The following is a 17,946-nucleotide window of genomic DNA, read 5'->3' on the forward strand; positions in this document are numbered from 1 at the left end:
CTCTTGAGCATCAACATACCCAACACGCTGACCCTGATGCGGATATTCCTCATACCGGTGTTGGTTGTGGTGTTCTATCTGCCTTTCCAGCACCATCTGCTCGTTGCGGCGGGCGTGTTCAGCGTCGCTGCGGTGACGGACTGGCTGGACGGTTACCTTGCCCGGCGTCTGGGGCAGATGACCAAGTTCGGGGCGTTCCTCGACCCGGTTGCCGACAAGCTGATGGTGGCCGTGGCACTGGTGCTGCTGGTGGAACGGCACAACACTATCCTGCTCACCCTCGCCGCCAGCGTGATCATCGGCCGGGAGATTGTGGTCTCGGCGCTGCGTGAGTGGATGGCGGAACTCGGGCAGCGCACCTCGGTGGCCGTATCTTACATCGGTAAGGTGAAAACCGCGTTCCAGATGATCGCCATTATCGGCCTGCTGGCAATTGATCCCACTGTTCACGGCAACGCCTTGCAGGCACTCTGTTACTTCATGCTCTACGCCGCCGCCGTACTCACCTTGTGGTCCATGGTGATTTATCTGCGCGCCGCGGCAGAGGTCATGCGCGGACAATGAGCCCAGCATTGTTCTTGACAGGGCGGTAACAGGCCCTAGAATAGGCGCCCTCACGCGGCCCTCAAGGCTGTTTGATGTTGCGGGAATAGCTCAGTTGGTAGAGCGCAACCTTGGCAAGGTTGTGGCGGGGCGCGAAGCCTCGACGGTTCCGGCGACCGGGGACACAGCAGTAACGAAGCAGTAAAGCGGGAATAGCTCAGTTGGTAGAGCGCAACCTTGCCAAGGTTGAGGTCGCCGGTTCGAACCCGGTTTCCCGCTCCAACCCCCTCTGTACCGCCTGGTACAGTGACAATCAAGGCTCGGTGGCAGAGTGGTTATGCAGCGGATTGCAAATCCGTCAACGCCGGTTCGATTCCGACCCGAGCCTCCATCATCTTCCAGCTCACCACTGGCGTCTATGCGTTATTTAGCGGAATACTCGGTAGTCCGATAGGCCGGATCGCTTGTGTTATGTGCCACGGCGGGGCAGGATTGTAGCCTGACCGGACTGCAGAGGGCGCTGTATCCTTATGAAACGAGATAGGTACGGGCAGCTGACGGCTGCCATGGTATTGCTGCTTGCCGCTTTATCCGCCACGGCGGCGGAGCCGGATCCACTCCCGTCCTGGCAGGAGGGTGCCACGAAGTCCTCAATCACCGCCTTCGTCGAGCGCGTTACAGAAACCGGCTCTGAGGACTACATTCCACCCGCAGAACGCATTGCAACCTTCGACAACGACGGCAACCTCTGGGCCGAGCAACCAATGTATTTCCAGCTGTTCTTTGCCATTGACCGGGTGAAGGCGTTGGCGCCGCAGCACCCGGAGTGGGAATCCCAAGAGCCCTTTGCGTCCCTGCTCAAGGGGGATGTCAAGGCAGCGCTTGCCGGGGGCATGCCGGCGATCAATGAATTGATCATGACGACACACGCGGGCATGACCACCGACGAATTCGCGGTGCTGGTGCGCGACTGGATTGCGAACGCGCGGCACCCGGAGACCGGACGGCTGTTCACTGACATGGTGTACCAGCCCATGCTGGAATTGCTGGCTTACTTGCGGGCCAATGATTTCAAGACGTTCATTGTCTCGGGCGGAGGCATTGAGTTCATGCGCCCCTGGACCGAAGCTGTCTATGGCATACCCCCGGAACAGGTCGTCGGCAGCAGCGTGGTCACGGAGTTCGCGTTGCGGGAGGGCAAGCCGGTTCTGGTGCGCCTGCCGGAAATCCGGTTTATCGATGACAAGGAGGGCAAGCCTGTAGGTATCAATAGCCATATCGGGCGCCGACCCGTATTCGCCTCCGGTAACTCTGACGGTGACCTGCAAATGCTGCAGTACACGGCGGCGGGGCAGGGGCCTCGCTTCATGTTATATCTGCATCACACTGACGCCGAGCGCGAGTGGGCCTACGACCGGGAATCACACGTTGGCAGGTTGGACAAGGGGCTGGACGAAGCGCGTGCGCGTGGCTGGACGGTCATCGATATGCAGCGCGACTGGAAAGCAGTGTTTCCGAAACGGCAGGATTGATCGCCACGTTCAGTCCTGCCTTCCGGCACGCGGCTAAGGTGCGTCAGCCTCGAGAAGGTAGGTCACCAGGGCGTCTCTCTGTTCCGCCTTGCGCAGGCCACCAAAGGGCATCAGGTTGCCGGGTATGGCGTCAGCCGGCGCGGCAAGGAACTGCGAAAGCGAGTCTCGCCCCCATACCAGGCCAGAATCCTGCATCGCGGGAGAAAAGGCAAACCCTTCCACACTACCCGCTTCGCGCCCGTTGAGGCCAGCGAGGCTGGGCCCCATGAGGTGCACCTCCGGCGCCATGGAATGGCACGCCGCACACTTGGCAAACTGCTTTTTCCCCTCTGCCCGCAGGTCATCGGCGTGTGCGGGGGCAAGCCCGCTTGCCAGCAGCACCGCGAGTACCGCCGCCGGCGCCAGAGAAAACCACATTGCACCGCGCATCCTGCCCCCTAACCCAGCAAAACCCGGGCACGCTCTGCGGCGAGAATTCCGGCACCGATGGCGCCATCAATGAAACCGCGCCAGCCTTCTCCATGATCCGATGAGCCAAACAGCACTCTACCCTGGTCTTTCTGGAACACATCGTAATACTTCGCCACCCAGCCGGGGCGGTACGAGCAGTAGGTCCCACGGGCATAGGGGTCATTGTTCCAATCGTAGCTCAGGGAACTGAGCAGCTCTGCACCGGGAATGAGCGCATCAACCGCCGCCTGCACAGCCTCGTCGTCGTAGACATCAAGCGCATCCGGATTCTGGCCAAAGCCCACCAGCAGCGTGTAATCCGGGGCCTGTTTGTACGTCATGAGGTAGTCCAGGGGACCATCGGCGGCAAAGCTGAGCACGTTGCCGACATCCCCTTTCACTTTCACGTAAAGTTTGAAGCCGACACCCGTGTGGCGTTCTTTGCCCGCCTCGACCACGCCTTCCGGCAGCGGTGGGGTGAAGTCGATATTGAATATGGTATTCATCGGCAGGCAGCAGATGACAGCGCCTGCTTTGATCACATCGCCGTTTGTCGTTTGCACACGCACCAGGTTCCCGGTGTCCTGCACGGACTTCACGGGCGTTGACAGGCGAACCTCGGGGCTGCCGTCGGCGATCATGTGCTCTACGAGGGCGGCGGTACCATCTTTGAGGCTGAAGCGCGCGACAGAGTCCATGAAGGTCGGGAAGTAGCCGCCACCACACTGGTGCCACCGCAGCATCTCCAGGTAGGACATGGCGTCTGGCGAGTTGTGCGCCATGGTAGCCACCACGGCGCGGATGAAATCTTTCTGGAAGTCGCTTAAATCGGCCTCGCGAAGTTTGTCGCTGACACTGATGGCGTCCGCCTCCAGCGCCGCAGGTGCGTTATGCAGAAGATCCCAGTTGCGTGGCAGGATGGCGCGTCCGGCATCGGTGAATGCCTGCCAGCCCATGACCGCCTCCATGATTTGCGCCTCGTTCAGCTCCTGACGTTGCCCGTTGATGGTCAGGACCATGCTGTCCGGGACGGCGCCGGGCGTTTCCTTGATCGCCAGGCCATAACGCTCCTTCTCCGCCCAAACGAAGGGTTGCGTGTGGTGTATCCAGAACCCGCCCAATTCCACGGGATCGCCATCCAGATCAGCGGAGAACGTGCGGCCCCCCAGCCGGTTGCGTGCTTCGAGCAACAGGGTCCGATAACCGTTCTTCATACTGTCCCTGGCGGCGGCTGCGCCGGCGTTGCCGCCGCCAATGACCACCACATCGTAATCGCAGCCCGGAGTCTTGCAGGCCTGTTCTGCGCCTGACACCGCAACGGCCTGCTGTGGGCCGGACACCAGACCCGCCGCGCCTGCCGTGATTGCCGTCGCACCGCCCAGAAAACGCCGTCGATTCAAGCCAGGGCCCTGCTCGGGCGTCACCTTGTCTTCGCTCATTGATGTAGTCTCCCTGTGTGGCTGTTATTCGATGCTGCAAGCCACCAAGGCTACCTGATGGCATACCGGGATGTTGGACATTTTCCGCCAAATGATCGACGCAATGCGCCAACTAGGGCACTGCAGCGCCGTTCCGTGCCGGCGAGTGAAAGAGGAGAGGTCAGGAGGTGGATTCCCGCGCCGCCCCTGAAGCGGGCGTTATGCCACCCTGTATGCGCTTCACCTCGGCGCGATAGTTGCGCGGCGTGACGCCCACCGCTCGCCTGAAGGCACGAATGAATGCGCTGGATTCTGAAAAACCGAGCTCCCCGGCAATCAGAGCGATGGGCGTCTGTGATTCCGAGAGTGCCCGTTTGGCCATGTGCACCACGACCTCCTCACGGAGGCGCTGGTAACTGCTGCCCTCTTTCGCGAGACGCCGGTTGAGTGTGCGCGGTGACAGGTTCAGTTGCTGTGCGACCAGCGTCACACCACCGTCGGGCTGGTCGAATGTGCGAGCAATCAGCTCTCGCACGCGCTCCAGGAAGCGGGTCTGTTGCTGCCATGCTTGCAGGAGTGTATCGGCCTGCACTTTCAGGATGTCGAGCAACTGGGGGTCAGCCCCTGCCAGCGGCGTCTGCATCATCGACTCGGCAAACAGCATGCTGTTCTGCTGTTGCCCAAAGTTACATTCGCAGCCGAAGGCTTCATGGTAGTCTTCCACGGACGCAGAAGCCGCGTGCTTGAAGGTCGCCCTGAGCGGCGTGGCGGCGTCTCCCACCTTGATGCGCAGCAGGCGGACCAGGGCGCTCATCGTAAACTCGACGTCGAGGCGCACGCCTTCGCAGGCAGGGCGGTTGATTGTCCATTCGAGTTCCACCTGGCCCCCCGACACCAGTTTGGTATAGCCCATGCCGCGCATGAAGATGGGTTGGTAGTGCACAAGCTGCTCGAAGAGGGCACCGACGGTGGGCGAGTAGTCCATCAAGTAGCCATAGAGGCCCAGTGACGAAGGCTGCAGCTTGCGGGAGATGTCCAACCCCAGTTGCGGTCGATCCAGGCAGCGACTTGCCCATGAGAACAGCGAGAGATACGCATCGATGGAGAGGAAGGACAGGGTGCTGGGATGTTCATGAATACCTGTTTGCCGTGCGATTTCCTCCGCACGGAGCCCCTGTTTGAGGAGATAGTCGATCAGCCACCCGGCATCCAGGCCCCAATCGGATTGGTCTGACGAGGTGGCCATCAACCCATCCAGGATCAGCGATATTGGCCGGGAGTGTCAATGAAATGGCGAAGTGAGTCAACTTGTCACCGTGGCTGTGCGCTACCATCCACAGCGGAAACGTGGCGGCAAATAATCAACAGTGTCTGGGGGAACAAGCATGCGCGCACTTTATCTGAACGGCGGTAATCACCTTCGTGGCTTTGCCACCTCAGCGCTCGCGCTGGCAGTGAGCGCGGTTGCCGTGCAGGCCACGGCGCAGGGGATGCTGGAGGAAGTGGTGGTCACGGCGCAGAAGCGCAGTGAGAACCTGCAGGATGTGCCGGTGTCGGTGTCTGCCATCGCCGGTGCCGACATAGAGATGTTCCGTTTCAGGGACGGTACCGACATTGCAGCACAGATACCCAACCTGCAGGCCACGAACACGGCGGGGGACGGGTTTCCGATTTTCTCGCTGCGCGGGGTCGCCATGAGTGACTACAGCTTCAACCAGTCCAGCCCCGTCGCGACCTACATAGACGAGGTCTACAAAGGCAACCCTGCCATCCAGGGCGCACAGTTATTCGATCTCGAGCGCATCGAGGTTCTCCGCGGCCCGCAGGGCACGCTCTACGGGAAAAACTCCACCGGCGGCGCCGTCAACTACATCACCCGGACGCCGGGTTACGGCGAGACCAGCGGCAACCTCACACTCGGTTACGGGAATTTCAACCGCCGGGAAATCAGCGGTGCGGTGGATACACCCCTGCAGGGGGATACCCTGGGGTTGCGTATTGCAGGCACCTGGACGGAGGCCGATGGCTGGTTCGACAACCGCAACCCCGGCATCGAGGACGGCAATGCGATTGATGAGTACGGGCTGCGAGTCTCCCTGGCCTGGCAGCCGTCGGACACTGTCGAGGCGCTACTGCGCTATACGAAAACCGATCAGCGTGCGGTGAACTACGGCATACAGCCCTTCAATATCTCAGCCGACGGCCTGGGCGGTGGCGTCTACGGGTTGTACAACGCGCTCGGAGCAACGGACAAGGTCGATTATCAACGCAATGGCCTGGACTTTCGGGACTTTGAATCCGATCAGGACGCCCGGCGCGAGCTGTCCAACCAGGCGTTGGCGCTGACGGTGAACTGGGCGTTGAATGATCGCTACCAACTCACATCAATCACCTCCTGGGATGACGGAGAGGCACTCAATCCCGAAGACACGGACGGCTCGCCGCTGGAAGTGCTGTCGATACCCTATTACGGCGAGGCCGAACAGTACACGCAGGACTTGAGGCTGGCGTCGAGCGGCGATGGCCCTTTCAACTTTATCGCCGGCCTGTACTGGTCCCAGGAGCAGGTGTACAACGCCACCACCATCGGTTTCTACAGCGACCTGGATATGAACCTGGATGGCAGCATTGACGCGTTTGACTGCGCCGATGTTGCCGGCACCGCGTTTCTCGGCGCACCCATTACCGAGGCAGGACTGAATGCGGAGGCTACGCTGAACAGTCTGGGATTCAGTCTCGCCGACTTCGCACCCGCCAGTTGTCAGTTCGACAACGCCTTCGATCAGGAGCGTACCAGCCAGGCGGCGTACTTCGACGGCAATCTCGCCTTGTCGGAGGCGTGGACCCTGCGCCTGGGGCTGCGCTACACCCGGGATAAAACCGAGTTGAGCGACTTCTCTGCGCGTATTCTGGCGGCGGCTGACGGCACGCCGATTCTCAACACCATTCCCGGCGACCCCGTGGATGCGTTTGCAAGGGCCGGCAAGCGCTCCGAGACAGAGGGAGAGTGGACCGGCAAGCTGGGACTGGATTACACCAGCGAGGCAGGCACGCTGATTTACGGCAACGTCAGCCACGGCTATCGCTCTGGCGCGTTCAATGCCCAGGCCTTTCTCGACCCCTCCGAATTGACCTATGTGGAGCCCGAGACTCTGGACGGTGCCGAACTGGGTGTGAAACACGAGTTCCTGCAGGGTGGTGTGCGCCTTAACGCGGCCGCGTTCTATTACCGCTATGACAACCAGCAATTCCTCAATATTGACGGCATCATACAGACGCTGGTCAACATTGATGAATCCGAAATTGCCGGTATGGAAGTGGAGGTGGAAGCTGCACTCAGCCCGGGCCTGATTGTGCAGGCGGGTCTCGGTCTTCTGTCAACCGACGTGAGGGGCGGTGAGCTCAGCGGTGTCGACCTTGCCGGCAACGATCTGCTGCTGGCACCGGCAAGTAACTTCAACCTCGCTGTCACCTGGGATATCGCCACGCTGGAGCAGGGGACCTTCACCCTGCGCGCCGATACCAGTTTCATCGATGACTTCTACTTCGATGTCTACAACACGGAGCGAACCGCCTCGGAGGCATACTGGCTGCATAATCTGCGCCTGGATTTCCTCTCGACGGATGAGGGCTGGCAGCTGGGCGTCTGGGTGAAAAATGTCAGCGACGAGGATTACTACACCTCTACGCTGGACCTGCAGACCTTCGGCTTTGACTACGGTCATGTCGGGGCGCCGCGCACCTACGGTGCCGAGCTGCGCCTGAATTTCTGAGTGCGACCGCGGCCGGGGCTACCCCCCGGTCTCGGCTTCCCGCCAGTCGCTGTCGATATACAGCTCCAGGGGGCGATACGCGGTTTTGTAGGACATCTTGTTGCAGTTGCGAATCCAGTAGCCCAGGTACAGGTAGTTCAGGCCCATACGTCGCGCCTGTTCGATTTGCCAGAGGATGGCGTAACTGCCCAGGCTGCGACGCTCCTCTTCAGGCTCGAAGAAGGTATAGATCGCTGACAATCCATCGGTCAACACATCCACCACGGCAATGCCCAGAAGGCGTTCCTCCGCGAAGAACCGGTAGTAACGTGTGCAATCCCAGGCGTCATTGAGGAATGACATGTACTGGTCGCGATCCGGCGGGTACATGTCGCCGTCGGCGTGGCGCTGCTCAATGTAACGGTAGTACAGGTTATAGGCGGCCTCATCGCCGATATGTGCGCTGAGTTCCACGCGAAGGTCTGCGTTGCGCCGCCAGGTGCGCCGCTGGGCGCGGTTGGGTGCAAAGCTGTGCACTGGAATGCGTGCCGGAATGCAGGCATTGCAACGGCCACAGTGTGGCCGGTAGATGTGGTCACCGCTGCGCCGGAACCCCATTTGTGACAGACGACTGTACAGCAGCTGGTCCATTTCCTGCCGCGGGTCGATGAACAGGGTGGTGGCTTCCTGGTCTTTCAGGTAGCTGCAGGTATGAGGGTAGGTGGTGTACACCTTGAGATCCCGCAGGGATGAGGTCACGGCAGCAGGTCTCCGCAATGGGTCGGCAAAACCCAGATGGACGGGTCGATACACTCATCAACATTCTGGGCAAGCTCCGCTTCAAAGTCCAGCCTGCTGATCAGCCGTGCCCCCATTCTGTTCATGTGCGCGCTCTCCACCTGGCAGTCGATCAGCCTGAAGTCTGCCCTGCGCAGCAAGGATACAAGCGCCACGAGGGCAATGCGGGATGCGCTGGGTACGCGGGAGAACATCGACTCACCAAAGAACACGCGTCCCAGCGCAACACCATACAGGCCACCGACCAGTTCGCCCCCGGCGCTGAGCACCTCCACCGAGTGTGCGATGCCCCGCCGGTGCAGGGACTGGTAGGCCTGCAACATGTCATCGCTGATCCAGGTGCCTTCGCTGTCGCGCCGGGGCGCTGCACAGGCCGCCATGACCGACGCGAAGCGCCGGTCCACACTGAGTTGCAGGGTTGTTTGACGCAGGGTCTTGCGCAGGGAACGCGACACATGCAGGGCATCAAGGTAGAGCACCGAGCGCGGGTCTGGTGTCCACCACAGTACGGGTTGCGGTGGCTCATACCAGGGGAAGATACCCCGCCGGTAGGCCGCGGTCAGGCGCTCGGGAGACAGTCCGCCGCCGGCTGCCAGCAGCCCATTGGGATAGGTCAGTGCCTGACTGGAGGGCGGAAACGCATCGCCGGGGGCCAGGCGGGCGATCCCCGGCATGGGCCTAACCCAGGTTGTCCAGGTATTTTTCGGCGTCCAGCGCAGCCATGCAGCCGAATCCGGCGGAGGTGATCGCCTGGCGATAGATGTGATCACCAACATCGCCCGCCGCAAAAACACCGGGGACAGACGTGGCCGTCGCATTGCCCTCGGTGCCACTGCGAATCGTGATGTACCCGTCCTTCATGTCCAGTTGCCCCTGAAACATCTCCGTGTTGGGCTTGTGGCCAATGGCAATGAACACCCCGGCGAGGTCCAGTTCGCTGGTCGCACCGTCAGCCGTGGCTTTCACCCGCATACCCGTCACGCCGCTGGTGTCTCCCAGCACTTCGTCGAGTGTGTGGTTCCAGAGCAGGCGCACCTTGCCTTCTTCCGCGCGTTTGAACAGGCGGTCCTGCAGAACCTTTTCCGCGCGCAGGCTGTCGCGCCGGTGGACCAGCACCACCTCCGACGCAATATTGGCCAGGTAGAGAGCCTCTTCAACCGCCGTATTCCCACCGCCGATCACGGCGACTTTCTGGTTGCGGTAGAAGAATCCATCACAGGTGGCGCAGGCACTGACGCCCTTGCCCATGAATGCCGCCTCGCTGGGCAGCCCCAGATACTGTGCCGAGGCCCCGGTTGCTATGATCAGGGCATCGCAGCTGTAGCGGCTGCTGCCCTCAAGCAGGAACGGTCGGGAGGAGAGGTCCACGCGCTCGATGTGGTCGAATACCACCGAGGTTTCGAAGCGCTCAACATGGGCCTGCATCTGCTGCATTAACTCCGGACCCTGCAACTCGGCATGCCCACCCGGCCAGTTTTCCACTTCGGTGGTGGTGGTCAGCTGCCCGCCCTGTTGCATACCGGTGATCACTACCGGCTTCAGGTTCGCGCGCGCCGCATACACGGCCGCCGTGTAGCCCGCGGGGCCGGAACCGAGAATGATCAGGGGGTGGTGTTGACAGTCGCTCATGTGGTGATTTCCCGGTTGCTGGTGTTAAATGTGGCCTGTTGCGCGACTGACGCATGCTGCGCAGCCCGGCGGCGGCTGGGCTGGCTATGTTAATGTAAAGACCACGCCGCGGCAAAGGCGAGGTGGATTCTAAATAGTTTCCATAAGTTTTTGAATATAATCATAAAATGGGGCACAATTGCTGAGTGATGTGGCGCGTGGGGAACGTCTTTTCCACGCCAGTAAGGGGAAATTCAAGCGTGCCTGAGAAATCCGGTCAGCACAGCGTCCTGGGCCCGCGATTGCGGGAGGGCGCCTTCATTGGCGTCAGCGCGGCCTGCCTCTATGTGTTGTTGGCACTCGTTACCTACAGCCCGCGTGATCCGGGCTGGTCGGCGACGGGTTCGGGGGCGCGCATCCTCAATGCCGGTGGCCCTACCGGCGCCTGGGTGGCGGATGTGGCATTCTCACTGATCGGCTTCGCGGCCTACCTGCTCCCCGTCCTGCTGGCTTACCGCGCTCTGGTCATTCTGCTGCAGCGCCACCGGCACCAGCGCTTTGACTGGGTGACCTTTGGTATTCGGGCCCTGGGGCTCGTGCTGGTCATCATCGCCGGCACAGCGCTGGCAGCGCTCAACGACGGCGGTGGGTCCGGCCTGCCCCAGGGGGCTGGTGGAATCCTCGGGCAGGCGATCGGCGATGGCTTTCGTCTGGCCTTCAGTGCGATCGGCAGCCGGCTCATTCTGCTGGCTGTCTTCCTGTTCGGCATCACGATTTTCACCGATATCAGCTGGCTGCGCCTCATGGAACGGCTTGGTCGGTGGACACTCAACGCTGGCCAGCGCATCCGTCACTGGTGCCTGGCATCGCTGGACCAGGTGCGTGATCGTCGCCAGCGGGAGAAGGCGCTGGAGGCGCGCAAGGCGGTGATTGATGAGCATGTGGAGCGCAGCAAACAGCGTAAACCTCCAAAGATAAAGCCCCTGAAGCCGCGGCCTGAAAAAAGTGACCGCGCGGAGAAGGAAAAACAGCAGCCCTTGTTCGATGCACCGGTGACCGGCGAATTGCCCGCACTGGGCCTGCTCGACGCGGAAACCAAGGACCCGACCAAGGGCTTTTCCGAGGAGGCGCTGGCGGCCATGTCGCGCCTGCTGGAACTCAAGCTGGCCGACTTCGGCATCAGTGCAGAGGTGGTGGCGGTGTATCCGGGCCCGGTGATCACCCGGTTTGAGATCCAGCCTGCGGCGGGTATCAAGGTGTCGCGGATATCCAACCTGGCCAAGGATCTGGCGCGTTCACTGGCCGTTATCAGCGTACGGGTGGTGGAAGTGATCCCCGGTAAATCGGTGGTCGGGATCGAAATCCCCAACGAAGACCGGGAGATCGTGAATTTCCGCGAAGTGCTGTCCTCACGCGCCTTCGACCAGTCGCGCTCGCCCCTCACCCTGGCGCTGGGCCATGACATCTCCGGCGAACCCGTGGTGGCTGATCTCGGCAAAATGCCCCACCTGCTGGTGGCGGGCACCACGGGGTCCGGCAAGTCCGTGGGGGTTAACGCCATGCTCCTCAGCCTGCTCTACAAATCCACCCCCACCGATGTGCGTTTGATCATGGTCGACCCGAAAATGCTTGAACTCTCGGTGTACGACGGGATTCCACACCTGCTGACGCCGGTAATCACCGACATGAAGGACGCCGCCAACGGGCTGCGCTGGTGCGTGGCGGAAATGGAGCGTCGCTACAAGCTGATGGCGCACCTGGGCGTGCGCAACCTGGCAGGCTACAACCGCAAGCTGGCAGACGCAGAGCGCGAGGGCACACCGATCACGGACCCGCTGTGGAAGCCCGATCCGATTCTTGCGCTCACCGACGAGGAGCAGGAAGCGCCGCCGCTGGAGCGCCTGCCCTCCATCGTGGTTGTGATCGACGAATTCGCCGACATGATGATGATCGTGGGCAAAAAAGTGGAGGAGCTGATCGCCCGTATTGCGCAGAAGGCGCGGGCCGCTGGCATTCACCTGATCCTGGCCACGCAGCGACCCTCTGTCGATGTCATTACCGGACTGATCAAGGCCAATATTCCCACCCGCATTGCCTTTCAGGTGTCTTCGAAGATCGACTCGCGCACCATTCTTGACCAGGGCGGAGCGGAGCAGTTGTTGGGGCACGGCGACATGCTGTACCTGCCTCCGGGCTCCGGGCTGCCCACACGCGTGCACGGTGCGTTCTGCTCCGATGAAGAGGTGCACCGGGTGGTCGCGGACTGGAAGCGTCGCGGTGAACCCCGCTATATCGAGGGCCTGCTGGATGAGGGTAGCAGCACCCCGGTGACGGCAGGGGAACTCCAGGCCAGCAACGGTGACGAAGATCCAGAGAGCGACAACCTGTATGACGAGGCCGTACACTATGTAACCCAGAGTCGGCGGGCGTCGATATCGTCGGTACAGCGCAAGCTGCGTATCGGTTACAACCGGGCCGCGCGCCTGATCGAGACCATGGAGCAGGCCGGAGTGGTCAGCGAAATGGGCAGCAACGGGCAGCGCGAAGTGCTCGCACCGCCGCCGGCAGAGTGAGCCGACTCAATGAACCCTCTTTGCACAGGACTGACAGAGTGCCCAATTCACTGACCCTATTGCGTCTATGCACGCTGCTCATGTTTCTTGCGCCCCTGCCGCTGCGGGCGGAAGCCGTCGACGAACTGCTGCAGGCCCTGCAGCCTATCGAGCGCCTGCAGGGCGAGTTCCAGCAGCGGCAGTACGCCGCGGACGGTGACGTCGTAAGCGAGTCGGAAGGGCGTTTCCGGCTGCTGCGGCCCGGCTACTTTGCCTGGGAGATACGCGCACCCGACAGTCAGTTGATTATCGCCAACCGCGATTACCTGTGGCACCACGACCGCGACCTGGAAACGGTGACGCGCCGCCCGGTAGCGGGCAGTGAGGCGATGACGCCACTACAGGTGCTGGGCGGCGACAGCGAGGCGCTGCGCCGGGATTACAGCGTGCACCGGGATGAGCAGCAGCGCTTTGTTCTCGTGCCCAAGGGAAGCGGCAGTGGGTTCCGGGAACTGGCACTCTCGCTGGCAGACAATGCGATTCTCGGCATGGAAGTGCTGGACAATCTCAACCAGCGCGTGGTCATCACCTTCAGTGCGCTGGACACGCAAACACCGATGACAGCTGCCGAGTTCGACTTCGCACCGCCGCCCGGTGCAGACCTGTTCTATCAGGCAGAGTAACCCTTGGCGGAGGATCTGTTCAGCGCCGCTGGCAAAGCCGGTTACCAGCCCCTGGCTGCGCGCCTGCGGCCCGACACGCTGGACAGCTTCGCGGGGCAGTCACACCTGCTCGGACCGGGCAAGCCGCTGCGCCAGGCGATCGAACGACGCCAACTCCACTCGATGATCTTCTGGGGGCCACCCGGGGTCGGCAAGACCACCCTGGCACGCATTGTTGCGGGCGCTGCCGAGGCGCATTTTCTGCAGCTTTCAGCCGTGCTGGCCGGTGTGCGCGAAATACGCGAGGCAATCGGACAGGCGCGCCAGCACCGTCTCGCGGGGCGCGACACCGTGCTATTTGTGGACGAGGTGCACCGGTTCAACAAGAGCCAGCAGGACGCCTTTCTGCCTCACGTGGAAGACGGCACCGTGATCTTTGTTGGCGCCACCACCGAAAACCCTTCCTTCGAATTGAATAACGCACTGCTGTCGCGGGCACGAGTCTACAAGCTGCGATCCCTGGGCACCGACGACCTGCAACAGGTTCTGCAGCGCGGCGTGGCGGCGCTGGTGCCGGCAACGGTCGTGGACAGCGACTGCCTGCGACAGATTGCCGAGCAGGCAGATGGCGATGCCCGCCGCGCACTGAATCTGCTGGAACTGGCTGCCGACCTGGCCAGCGAGGAGCACGGTCGCCGCAGGATCACGGCTGGCACACTCGAGGAAGTCTTGCAGGCCTCGCTGAGACGCTTCGACAAGGGCGGTGACCTGTTCTATGACCAGATCAGCGCCTTGCACAAGGCCGTGCGCGGTTCCGCGCCGGACGCCGCCGTTTACTGGTTGTGCCGCATGCTGGATGGCGGGTGTGACCCGCTGTACCTGGCACGCCGTATCGCGCGCATGGCCAGCGAGGACATCGGTAACGCCGACCCGCGCGCCCTCAGCCTGTGCCTCGATGCCTGGCAAGTACAGGAGCGGCTGGGCAGCCCCGAGGGCGAACTCGCGCTGGCACAGGCGGTCATCTACCTCGCCTGCGCGCCGAAAAGCAACGCAGTCTACAGCGCCTACAAGGCGGCCCTTGCGGAGGTTCAGAATCAGGGCAGCGTGGAGGTGCCGCTGCACCTGCGCAATGCGCCGACCGCCCTGATGAAGGCTGAGGGACACGGCGACGACTATCGCTACGCGCACGACGAGGCGGGAGGTTACGCGGCGGGAGAAAGCTATTTCCCCGAGGCGCTGAGCGACCGGCGCTACTACTTTCCGGTCGCACGGGGTCTGGAGCAGAAGATCGCCGAAAAACTCGAGTACCTGCGCAGTCTGGACGAGACCAGCGGCCGGCAACGCTATCCGAACAAGTCGTGAAAGCGACCCGGTTCCCGGGTGGCGGCGCCCGGGACGCTGCCCCCACCGCTAAAAATCAGTACAATGCGCATTGGCAACTGCACCTCGCGGGTTATTCCATGAAGTACCTGGTCTTCGTTGCATTGGGGGGCGCAGCGGGCTCGGTCTCGCGCTATCTGCTCTCACAGTGGACCCAGGCACAGTGGCAGGGCGGTTTTCCGCTGGGCACACTGCTGGTCAATCTGCTTGGCTCCTGCGCCATCGGTGTCGTATTTGCCCTGCTGGAGAAGCAGGTTCTGCATCCAGACTGGAGAGGCCTCCTTATGGTGGGCTTCCTCGGGGCATTTACCACCTTCTCGACGTTTTCACTGGAGGCGTTTGCGCTCTGGGAGTCCGGGCAGGCGCTGCAGGCACTCGGCTATGTGCTGGCCAGCGTCACGTTCTGCTTTCTCGGCGCCGGCCTCGCAATTACCCTGACCCGGGCCTTGCTCTAGCAGCCCGGCACAACAGACAACAGGAACAGAACAATGCTGGATATCAAGGCGGTGCGGCAAGACCCGCAGGCGATCGCGGCGCAGCTTGGACGGCGCGGTTATGGCTTCGACGTCGCCACTTTCGAGGCGCTCGATGCGCAGCGCAAGCAGGCCGATATGGACAGCCAGGCACTGCTGGCCGAGCGCAAGCGCGCATCCAAGACCATCGGCCAACTGGTCGGGCAGGGCATGAGCGTTGAGGAGGCCAAGGCCCAGGTCAACCTGACGCTGGACAAGATAGCCTCGCAGCTCGATGACCTCACCGAACAGGCAAAGTCAGTACAGGGCAAGCTGGAAGACTTTATGTTGGGCGTGCCCAATCTGCTGGCACCCGAAGTGCCCGATGGCGAGCGCGAGGAGGACAATGTCGAGGTGGCACGTGTCGGCGAACCTCGAACCTTTGATTTTCCGGTCAGGGACCACGTGGCACTCGGCGAGGCACTGCAGCAGCTGGATGCGGAAACCGCGGGCAAGATTACAGGCTCCCGATTCACCGTCATGTACGGCCCCCTGGCGCGCCTGCACCGGGCACTGATCCAGTTCATGCTCAATCTGCACACCGGGGAGCACGGGTATCGCGAAATCTACGTGCCCTATATTGTGAATCGCGATTCCCTGCGCGGCACCGGGCAGCTGCCGAAGTTCGAGGAAGATCTGTTCAAACTGCAGGGCGAGCAGGATTATTACCTGATACCCACAGCCGAAGTGCCGGTCACCAACATTGCCCGCGACCGTATCTTTGAGGATAGCGAACTGGGCGAGGAGGGCGTGCGTTTCGTCTGTCACACGCCCTGCTTCCGCAGCGAAGCGGGCAGCTATGGCCGTGACACCCGCGGCATGATTCGCCAGCACCAGTTCGAGAAGGTCGAACTGGTGCAATTGGTCCGACCTGCCCAGTCGCCCGACGCGCTGGATGCGCTGACCGGTCATGCCGAGCGCGTTCTGCAGTTGCTGGAGCTTCCCTACCGCAAGATGGCCCTGTGCGCCGGTGACACCGGGTTTTCTGCACAGCGCACCTACGATCTCGAGGTGTGGCTGCCGGCACAGGACACCTACCGTGAGATCTCTTCCTGCAGCAGTTTCGGTGACTTCCAGGCGCGCCGCATGCAGGCCCGCTGGCGCAACCCGGAAACCGGCAAGCCAGAGCTGCTGCACACACTGAACGGCTCCGGGCTGGCGGTGGGCCGCACCCTGGTGGCGCTGCTGGAAAACTACCAGCAGGCCGACGGCAGTGTCAGCATACCCGCGGTGCTGCAGCCCTACATGGGCGGTTTGACCCAACTCTGAGACGACACTCGACCGGGAGGCTCCTGCCATCGAATCGCTGCCACTCTTCCTGAAGCTACAAGGCGCGCCGGTCGTCTTGATCGGCGGTGGCCAGGTGGCAACCCGCAAGGCGCGGCTGCTGCAGGCGGCTGGCGCCTGCATCACAGTCGTGGCACCGGATGCCGGCGACGAACTTCTGCGGCTGCTCGGGCTGCACGATGAGGCTGGCGAGCACCGCCAGCACCGCTGGCTGGCAGAGCCCTACCGGGGCGCGGAACAGCTTGCCGGCGCGCGGCTGGTGGTGGTGGCCACCCCGAACCGGACACTCAACGCCGTCATCTCCGCCGACGCGACCGCGGCGGGTATTCTCGTCAACGTAGTCGACTCTCCCGAGCTGTGCAGCTTCATCTTCCCCGCAATAGTCGACCGGTCTCCGCTGGTCATTGCCATCGGCAGTAACGGCGCCAGCCCGGTGCTGGCAAGGCAATTGCGGCGGCGCATAGAGGCTATGGTGCCCGCGGCCTACGGTCGCCTGGCGGCTTTCGCACGGGATTTGCGCGATACCGTGGCGCGGGCGCTTCCCGATGTGGAACACCGGCGGCGCTTCTGGGAGCAGGTCATCGACGGTCCGATCGCAGGACAGGTGCTCTCCGGGAATGCAGAAAAAGCGAAGAACAGCCTGACAGCACTGCTGGCGCAACAGCAGCGAAACCCGAAGAGCCTGAATCAGGGGGAGGTTTACCTGATCGGTGCCGGCCCGGGAGACCCGGACCTGATGACCTTCAAGGCGCTGCGCTTACTGCAGTCGGCGGACGTCGTGCTCTACGACAGGCTGGTGAATCCGGCCATCACCGACCTGGCACGGCGGGATGCCGAGCGCATCTATGTGGGCAAACAGCGCTCCGATCACAGCGTGCCGCAAACCCGGATCAACCAGCGCCTGCTGGATCTGGCCCGTGACGGCCGTCGCGTCGCGCGTTTGAAGGGTGGTGATCCCTTTATCTTTGGCCGCGGCGGTGAGGAGATCGAACTGCTTGCGCGGCATCAGATCCCGTTTCAGGTGGTACCGGGGATTACCGCTGCCAGCGGTGCAGCGAGCTACGCCGGCATTCCCCTGACGCACCGTGAACACGCCCAATCCGTACGGTTTGTTGCCGGCTATCTGAAAGACAACCGGCTTGAGCACCGTTGGGAGGAGTTTTTATCGCCCAACGAGACCCTGGTGTTCTACATGGGGCTGGCCGGGCTGGAAGTGATTTGCAGCGAGCTGGTCGCGCATGGGCGTGATCCCGCCACGCCCGTGGCCGTCATTGAACGGGCAACCCTGCCCGAACAGCGCGTTATCACGGGCACATTGAGCAGCATCAGCGCGATCGTCGCCGAATCACGGCCCGTGGCGCACACACTGATTATCATCGGTTCTGTGGTGGACCTGCAGTCAGAGCTGGCCTGGTTCGGGGTCGATACACCACAGACAGCGGGATGAACCCT

At 62.2% G+C, this 17,946-nt stretch carries 15 protein-coding genes and 2 tRNA genes; 11 read left to right on the forward strand and 6 right to left on the reverse strand.

The annotated features are described in order from the left end of the window. Positions 1-9: 9 nt before the first annotated feature. From pgsA to AACZ17_RS03800, 4 genes are all read left to right on the forward strand, one after another. Positions 10-564 (forward strand): CDP-diacylglycerol--glycerol-3-phosphate 3-phosphatidyltransferase, encoded by a 555-nt coding sequence (pgsA, locus tag AACZ17_RS03785; RefSeq protein ID WP_290739737.1) that lies wholly within the window; start codon positions 10-12, stop codon positions 562-564. 185 nt (positions 565-749) lie between these two features. Then, a tRNA-Gly gene (locus AACZ17_RS03790) sits at positions 750-825 on the forward strand. A gap of 35 nt (positions 826-860) precedes the next feature. Further along, positions 861-934: transfer RNA gene (locus tag AACZ17_RS03795), tRNA-Cys, on the forward strand. A 139-nt stretch (positions 935-1,073) separates the two neighbouring features. Then, positions 1,074-2,075, forward strand: coding sequence for an HAD family hydrolase (locus tag AACZ17_RS03800; protein ID WP_290739317.1), 1,002 nt, complete (start codon positions 1,074-1,076; stop codon positions 2,073-2,075). A gap of 33 nt (positions 2,076-2,108) precedes the next feature. Here AACZ17_RS03800 and AACZ17_RS03805 read toward each other — a convergent pair whose 3' ends face one another. From AACZ17_RS03805 to AACZ17_RS03815, 3 genes are all read right to left on the reverse strand, one after another. Continuing rightward, on the reverse strand, positions 2,109-2,492 hold the full coding sequence (locus tag AACZ17_RS03805; RefSeq protein WP_290739320.1) for a c-type cytochrome: 384 nt from the start codon (positions 2,490-2,492) through the stop codon (positions 2,109-2,111). 20 nt (positions 2,493-2,512) lie between these two features. Next, positions 2,513-3,964 (reverse strand): NAD(P)/FAD-dependent oxidoreductase, encoded by a 1,452-nt coding sequence (locus AACZ17_RS03810; RefSeq protein WP_290739323.1) that lies wholly within the window; start codon positions 3,962-3,964, stop codon positions 2,513-2,515. Positions 3,965-4,124: 160 nt separating this feature from the next. Further along, positions 4,125-5,189, reverse strand: coding sequence for an AraC family transcriptional regulator (locus AACZ17_RS03815; protein WP_290739326.1), 1,065 nt, complete (start codon positions 5,187-5,189; stop codon positions 4,125-4,127). Positions 5,190-5,328: 139 nt separating this feature from the next. On the opposite strand from AACZ17_RS03815, the gene AACZ17_RS03820 reads away from it, so the two are divergent. Then, a complete protein-coding gene (locus AACZ17_RS03820; protein ID WP_290739329.1) occupies positions 5,329-7,716 on the forward strand; it encodes a TonB-dependent receptor in 2,388 nt (795 codons plus the stop codon). Positions 7,717-7,734: 18 nt separating this feature from the next. Here AACZ17_RS03820 and AACZ17_RS03825 read toward each other — a convergent pair whose 3' ends face one another. The 3 genes from AACZ17_RS03825 to trxB are packed head-to-tail and all read right to left on the reverse strand — an operon-like array spanning position 7,735 to position 10,122. Then, complete coding sequence (locus tag AACZ17_RS03825; RefSeq protein ID WP_290739332.1) at positions 7,735-8,454, reverse strand: arginyltransferase; 720 nt, start codon at positions 8,452-8,454, stop codon at positions 7,735-7,737. Further along, entirely contained in the window at positions 8,451-9,167 is a 717-nt protein-coding gene (aat, locus tag AACZ17_RS03830; protein ID WP_290739335.1) for a leucyl/phenylalanyl-tRNA--protein transferase, read from the reverse strand. The genes AACZ17_RS03825 and aat overlap by 4 nt, the downstream gene beginning before the upstream one ends. 4 nt (positions 9,168-9,171) lie before the next feature. Further along, positions 9,172-10,122, reverse strand: coding sequence for a thioredoxin-disulfide reductase (gene trxB / locus AACZ17_RS03835; RefSeq protein ID WP_290739338.1), 951 nt, complete (start codon positions 10,120-10,122; stop codon positions 9,172-9,174). Positions 10,123-10,361: 239 nt separating this feature from the next. Here trxB and AACZ17_RS03840 point away from each other — a divergent pair, with 239 nt between their 5' ends. The 6 genes from AACZ17_RS03840 (at position 10,362) to cysG (ending at position 17,941) form a co-directional block, all read left to right on the forward strand. Next, the gene (locus AACZ17_RS03840; RefSeq protein ID WP_290739341.1) at positions 10,362-12,674 is read left to right on the forward strand and encodes a DNA translocase FtsK; all 2,313 of its coding nucleotides are present in this window, start codon (positions 10,362-10,364) and stop codon (positions 12,672-12,674) included. A 38-nt stretch (positions 12,675-12,712) separates the two neighbouring features. Further along, positions 12,713-13,336, forward strand: coding sequence for an outer membrane lipoprotein chaperone LolA (gene lolA / locus AACZ17_RS03845; protein ID WP_290739344.1), 624 nt, complete (start codon positions 12,713-12,715; stop codon positions 13,334-13,336). A 3-nt stretch (positions 13,337-13,339) separates the two neighbouring features. Beyond that, positions 13,340-14,677: a replication-associated recombination protein A gene (locus AACZ17_RS03850; protein WP_290739346.1), complete on the forward strand. Its 1,338-nt coding sequence runs from the start codon at positions 13,340-13,342 to the stop codon at positions 14,675-14,677. 98 nt (positions 14,678-14,775) lie between these two features. Further along, a complete protein-coding gene (crcB, locus tag AACZ17_RS03855; protein ID WP_290739348.1) occupies positions 14,776-15,150 on the forward strand; it encodes a fluoride efflux transporter CrcB in 375 nt (124 codons plus the stop codon). 33 nt (positions 15,151-15,183) lie between these two features. Continuing rightward, the gene (serS, locus tag AACZ17_RS03860; RefSeq protein ID WP_290739350.1) at positions 15,184-16,476 is read left to right on the forward strand and encodes a serine--tRNA ligase; all 1,293 of its coding nucleotides are present in this window, start codon (positions 15,184-15,186) and stop codon (positions 16,474-16,476) included. Positions 16,477-16,504: 28 nt separating this feature from the next. Continuing rightward, a complete protein-coding gene (gene cysG / locus AACZ17_RS03865) occupies positions 16,505-17,941 on the forward strand; it encodes a siroheme synthase CysG (protein WP_290739739.1) in 1,437 nt (478 codons plus the stop codon). Positions 17,942-17,946: the final 5 nt, after the last annotated feature.

This window comes from uncultured Haliea sp. (assembly GCF_963973825.1).
GTDB lineage: Bacteria > Pseudomonadota > Gammaproteobacteria > Pseudomonadales > Halieaceae > Haliea.

Excerpts from the sequence above, each read along its gene's own strand:
- AACZ17_RS03820 (WP_290739329.1), top strand. The coding sequence starts at position 5,329 with ATGCGCGCACTTTATCTGAACGGCGGTAATCACCTTCGTGGCTTTGCC.
- AACZ17_RS03800 (WP_290739317.1), top strand. The coding sequence starts at position 1,074 with ATGAAACGAGATAGGTACGGGCAGCTGACGGCTGCCATGGTATTGCTG.
- aat (WP_290739335.1), bottom strand. The coding sequence starts at position 9,167 with ATGCCGGGGATCGCCCGCCTGGCCCCCGGCGATGCGTTTCCGCCCTCC.
- AACZ17_RS03805 (WP_290739320.1), bottom strand. The coding sequence starts at position 2,492 with ATGTGGTTTTCTCTGGCGCCGGCGGCGGTACTCGCGGTGCTGCTGGCA.
- AACZ17_RS03815 (WP_290739326.1), bottom strand. The coding sequence starts at position 5,189 with ATGGCCACCTCGTCAGACCAATCCGATTGGGGCCTGGATGCCGGGTGG.
- trxB (WP_290739338.1), bottom strand. The coding sequence starts at position 10,122 with ATGAGCGACTGTCAACACCACCCCCTGATCATTCTCGGTTCCGGCCCC.
- AACZ17_RS03810 (WP_290739323.1), bottom strand. The coding sequence starts at position 3,964 with ATGAGCGAAGACAAGGTGACGCCCGAGCAGGGCCCTGGCTTGAATCGA.
- serS (WP_290739350.1), top strand. The coding sequence starts at position 15,184 with ATGCTGGATATCAAGGCGGTGCGGCAAGACCCGCAGGCGATCGCGGCG.
- crcB (WP_290739348.1), top strand. The coding sequence starts at position 14,776 with ATGAAGTACCTGGTCTTCGTTGCATTGGGGGGCGCAGCGGGCTCGGTC.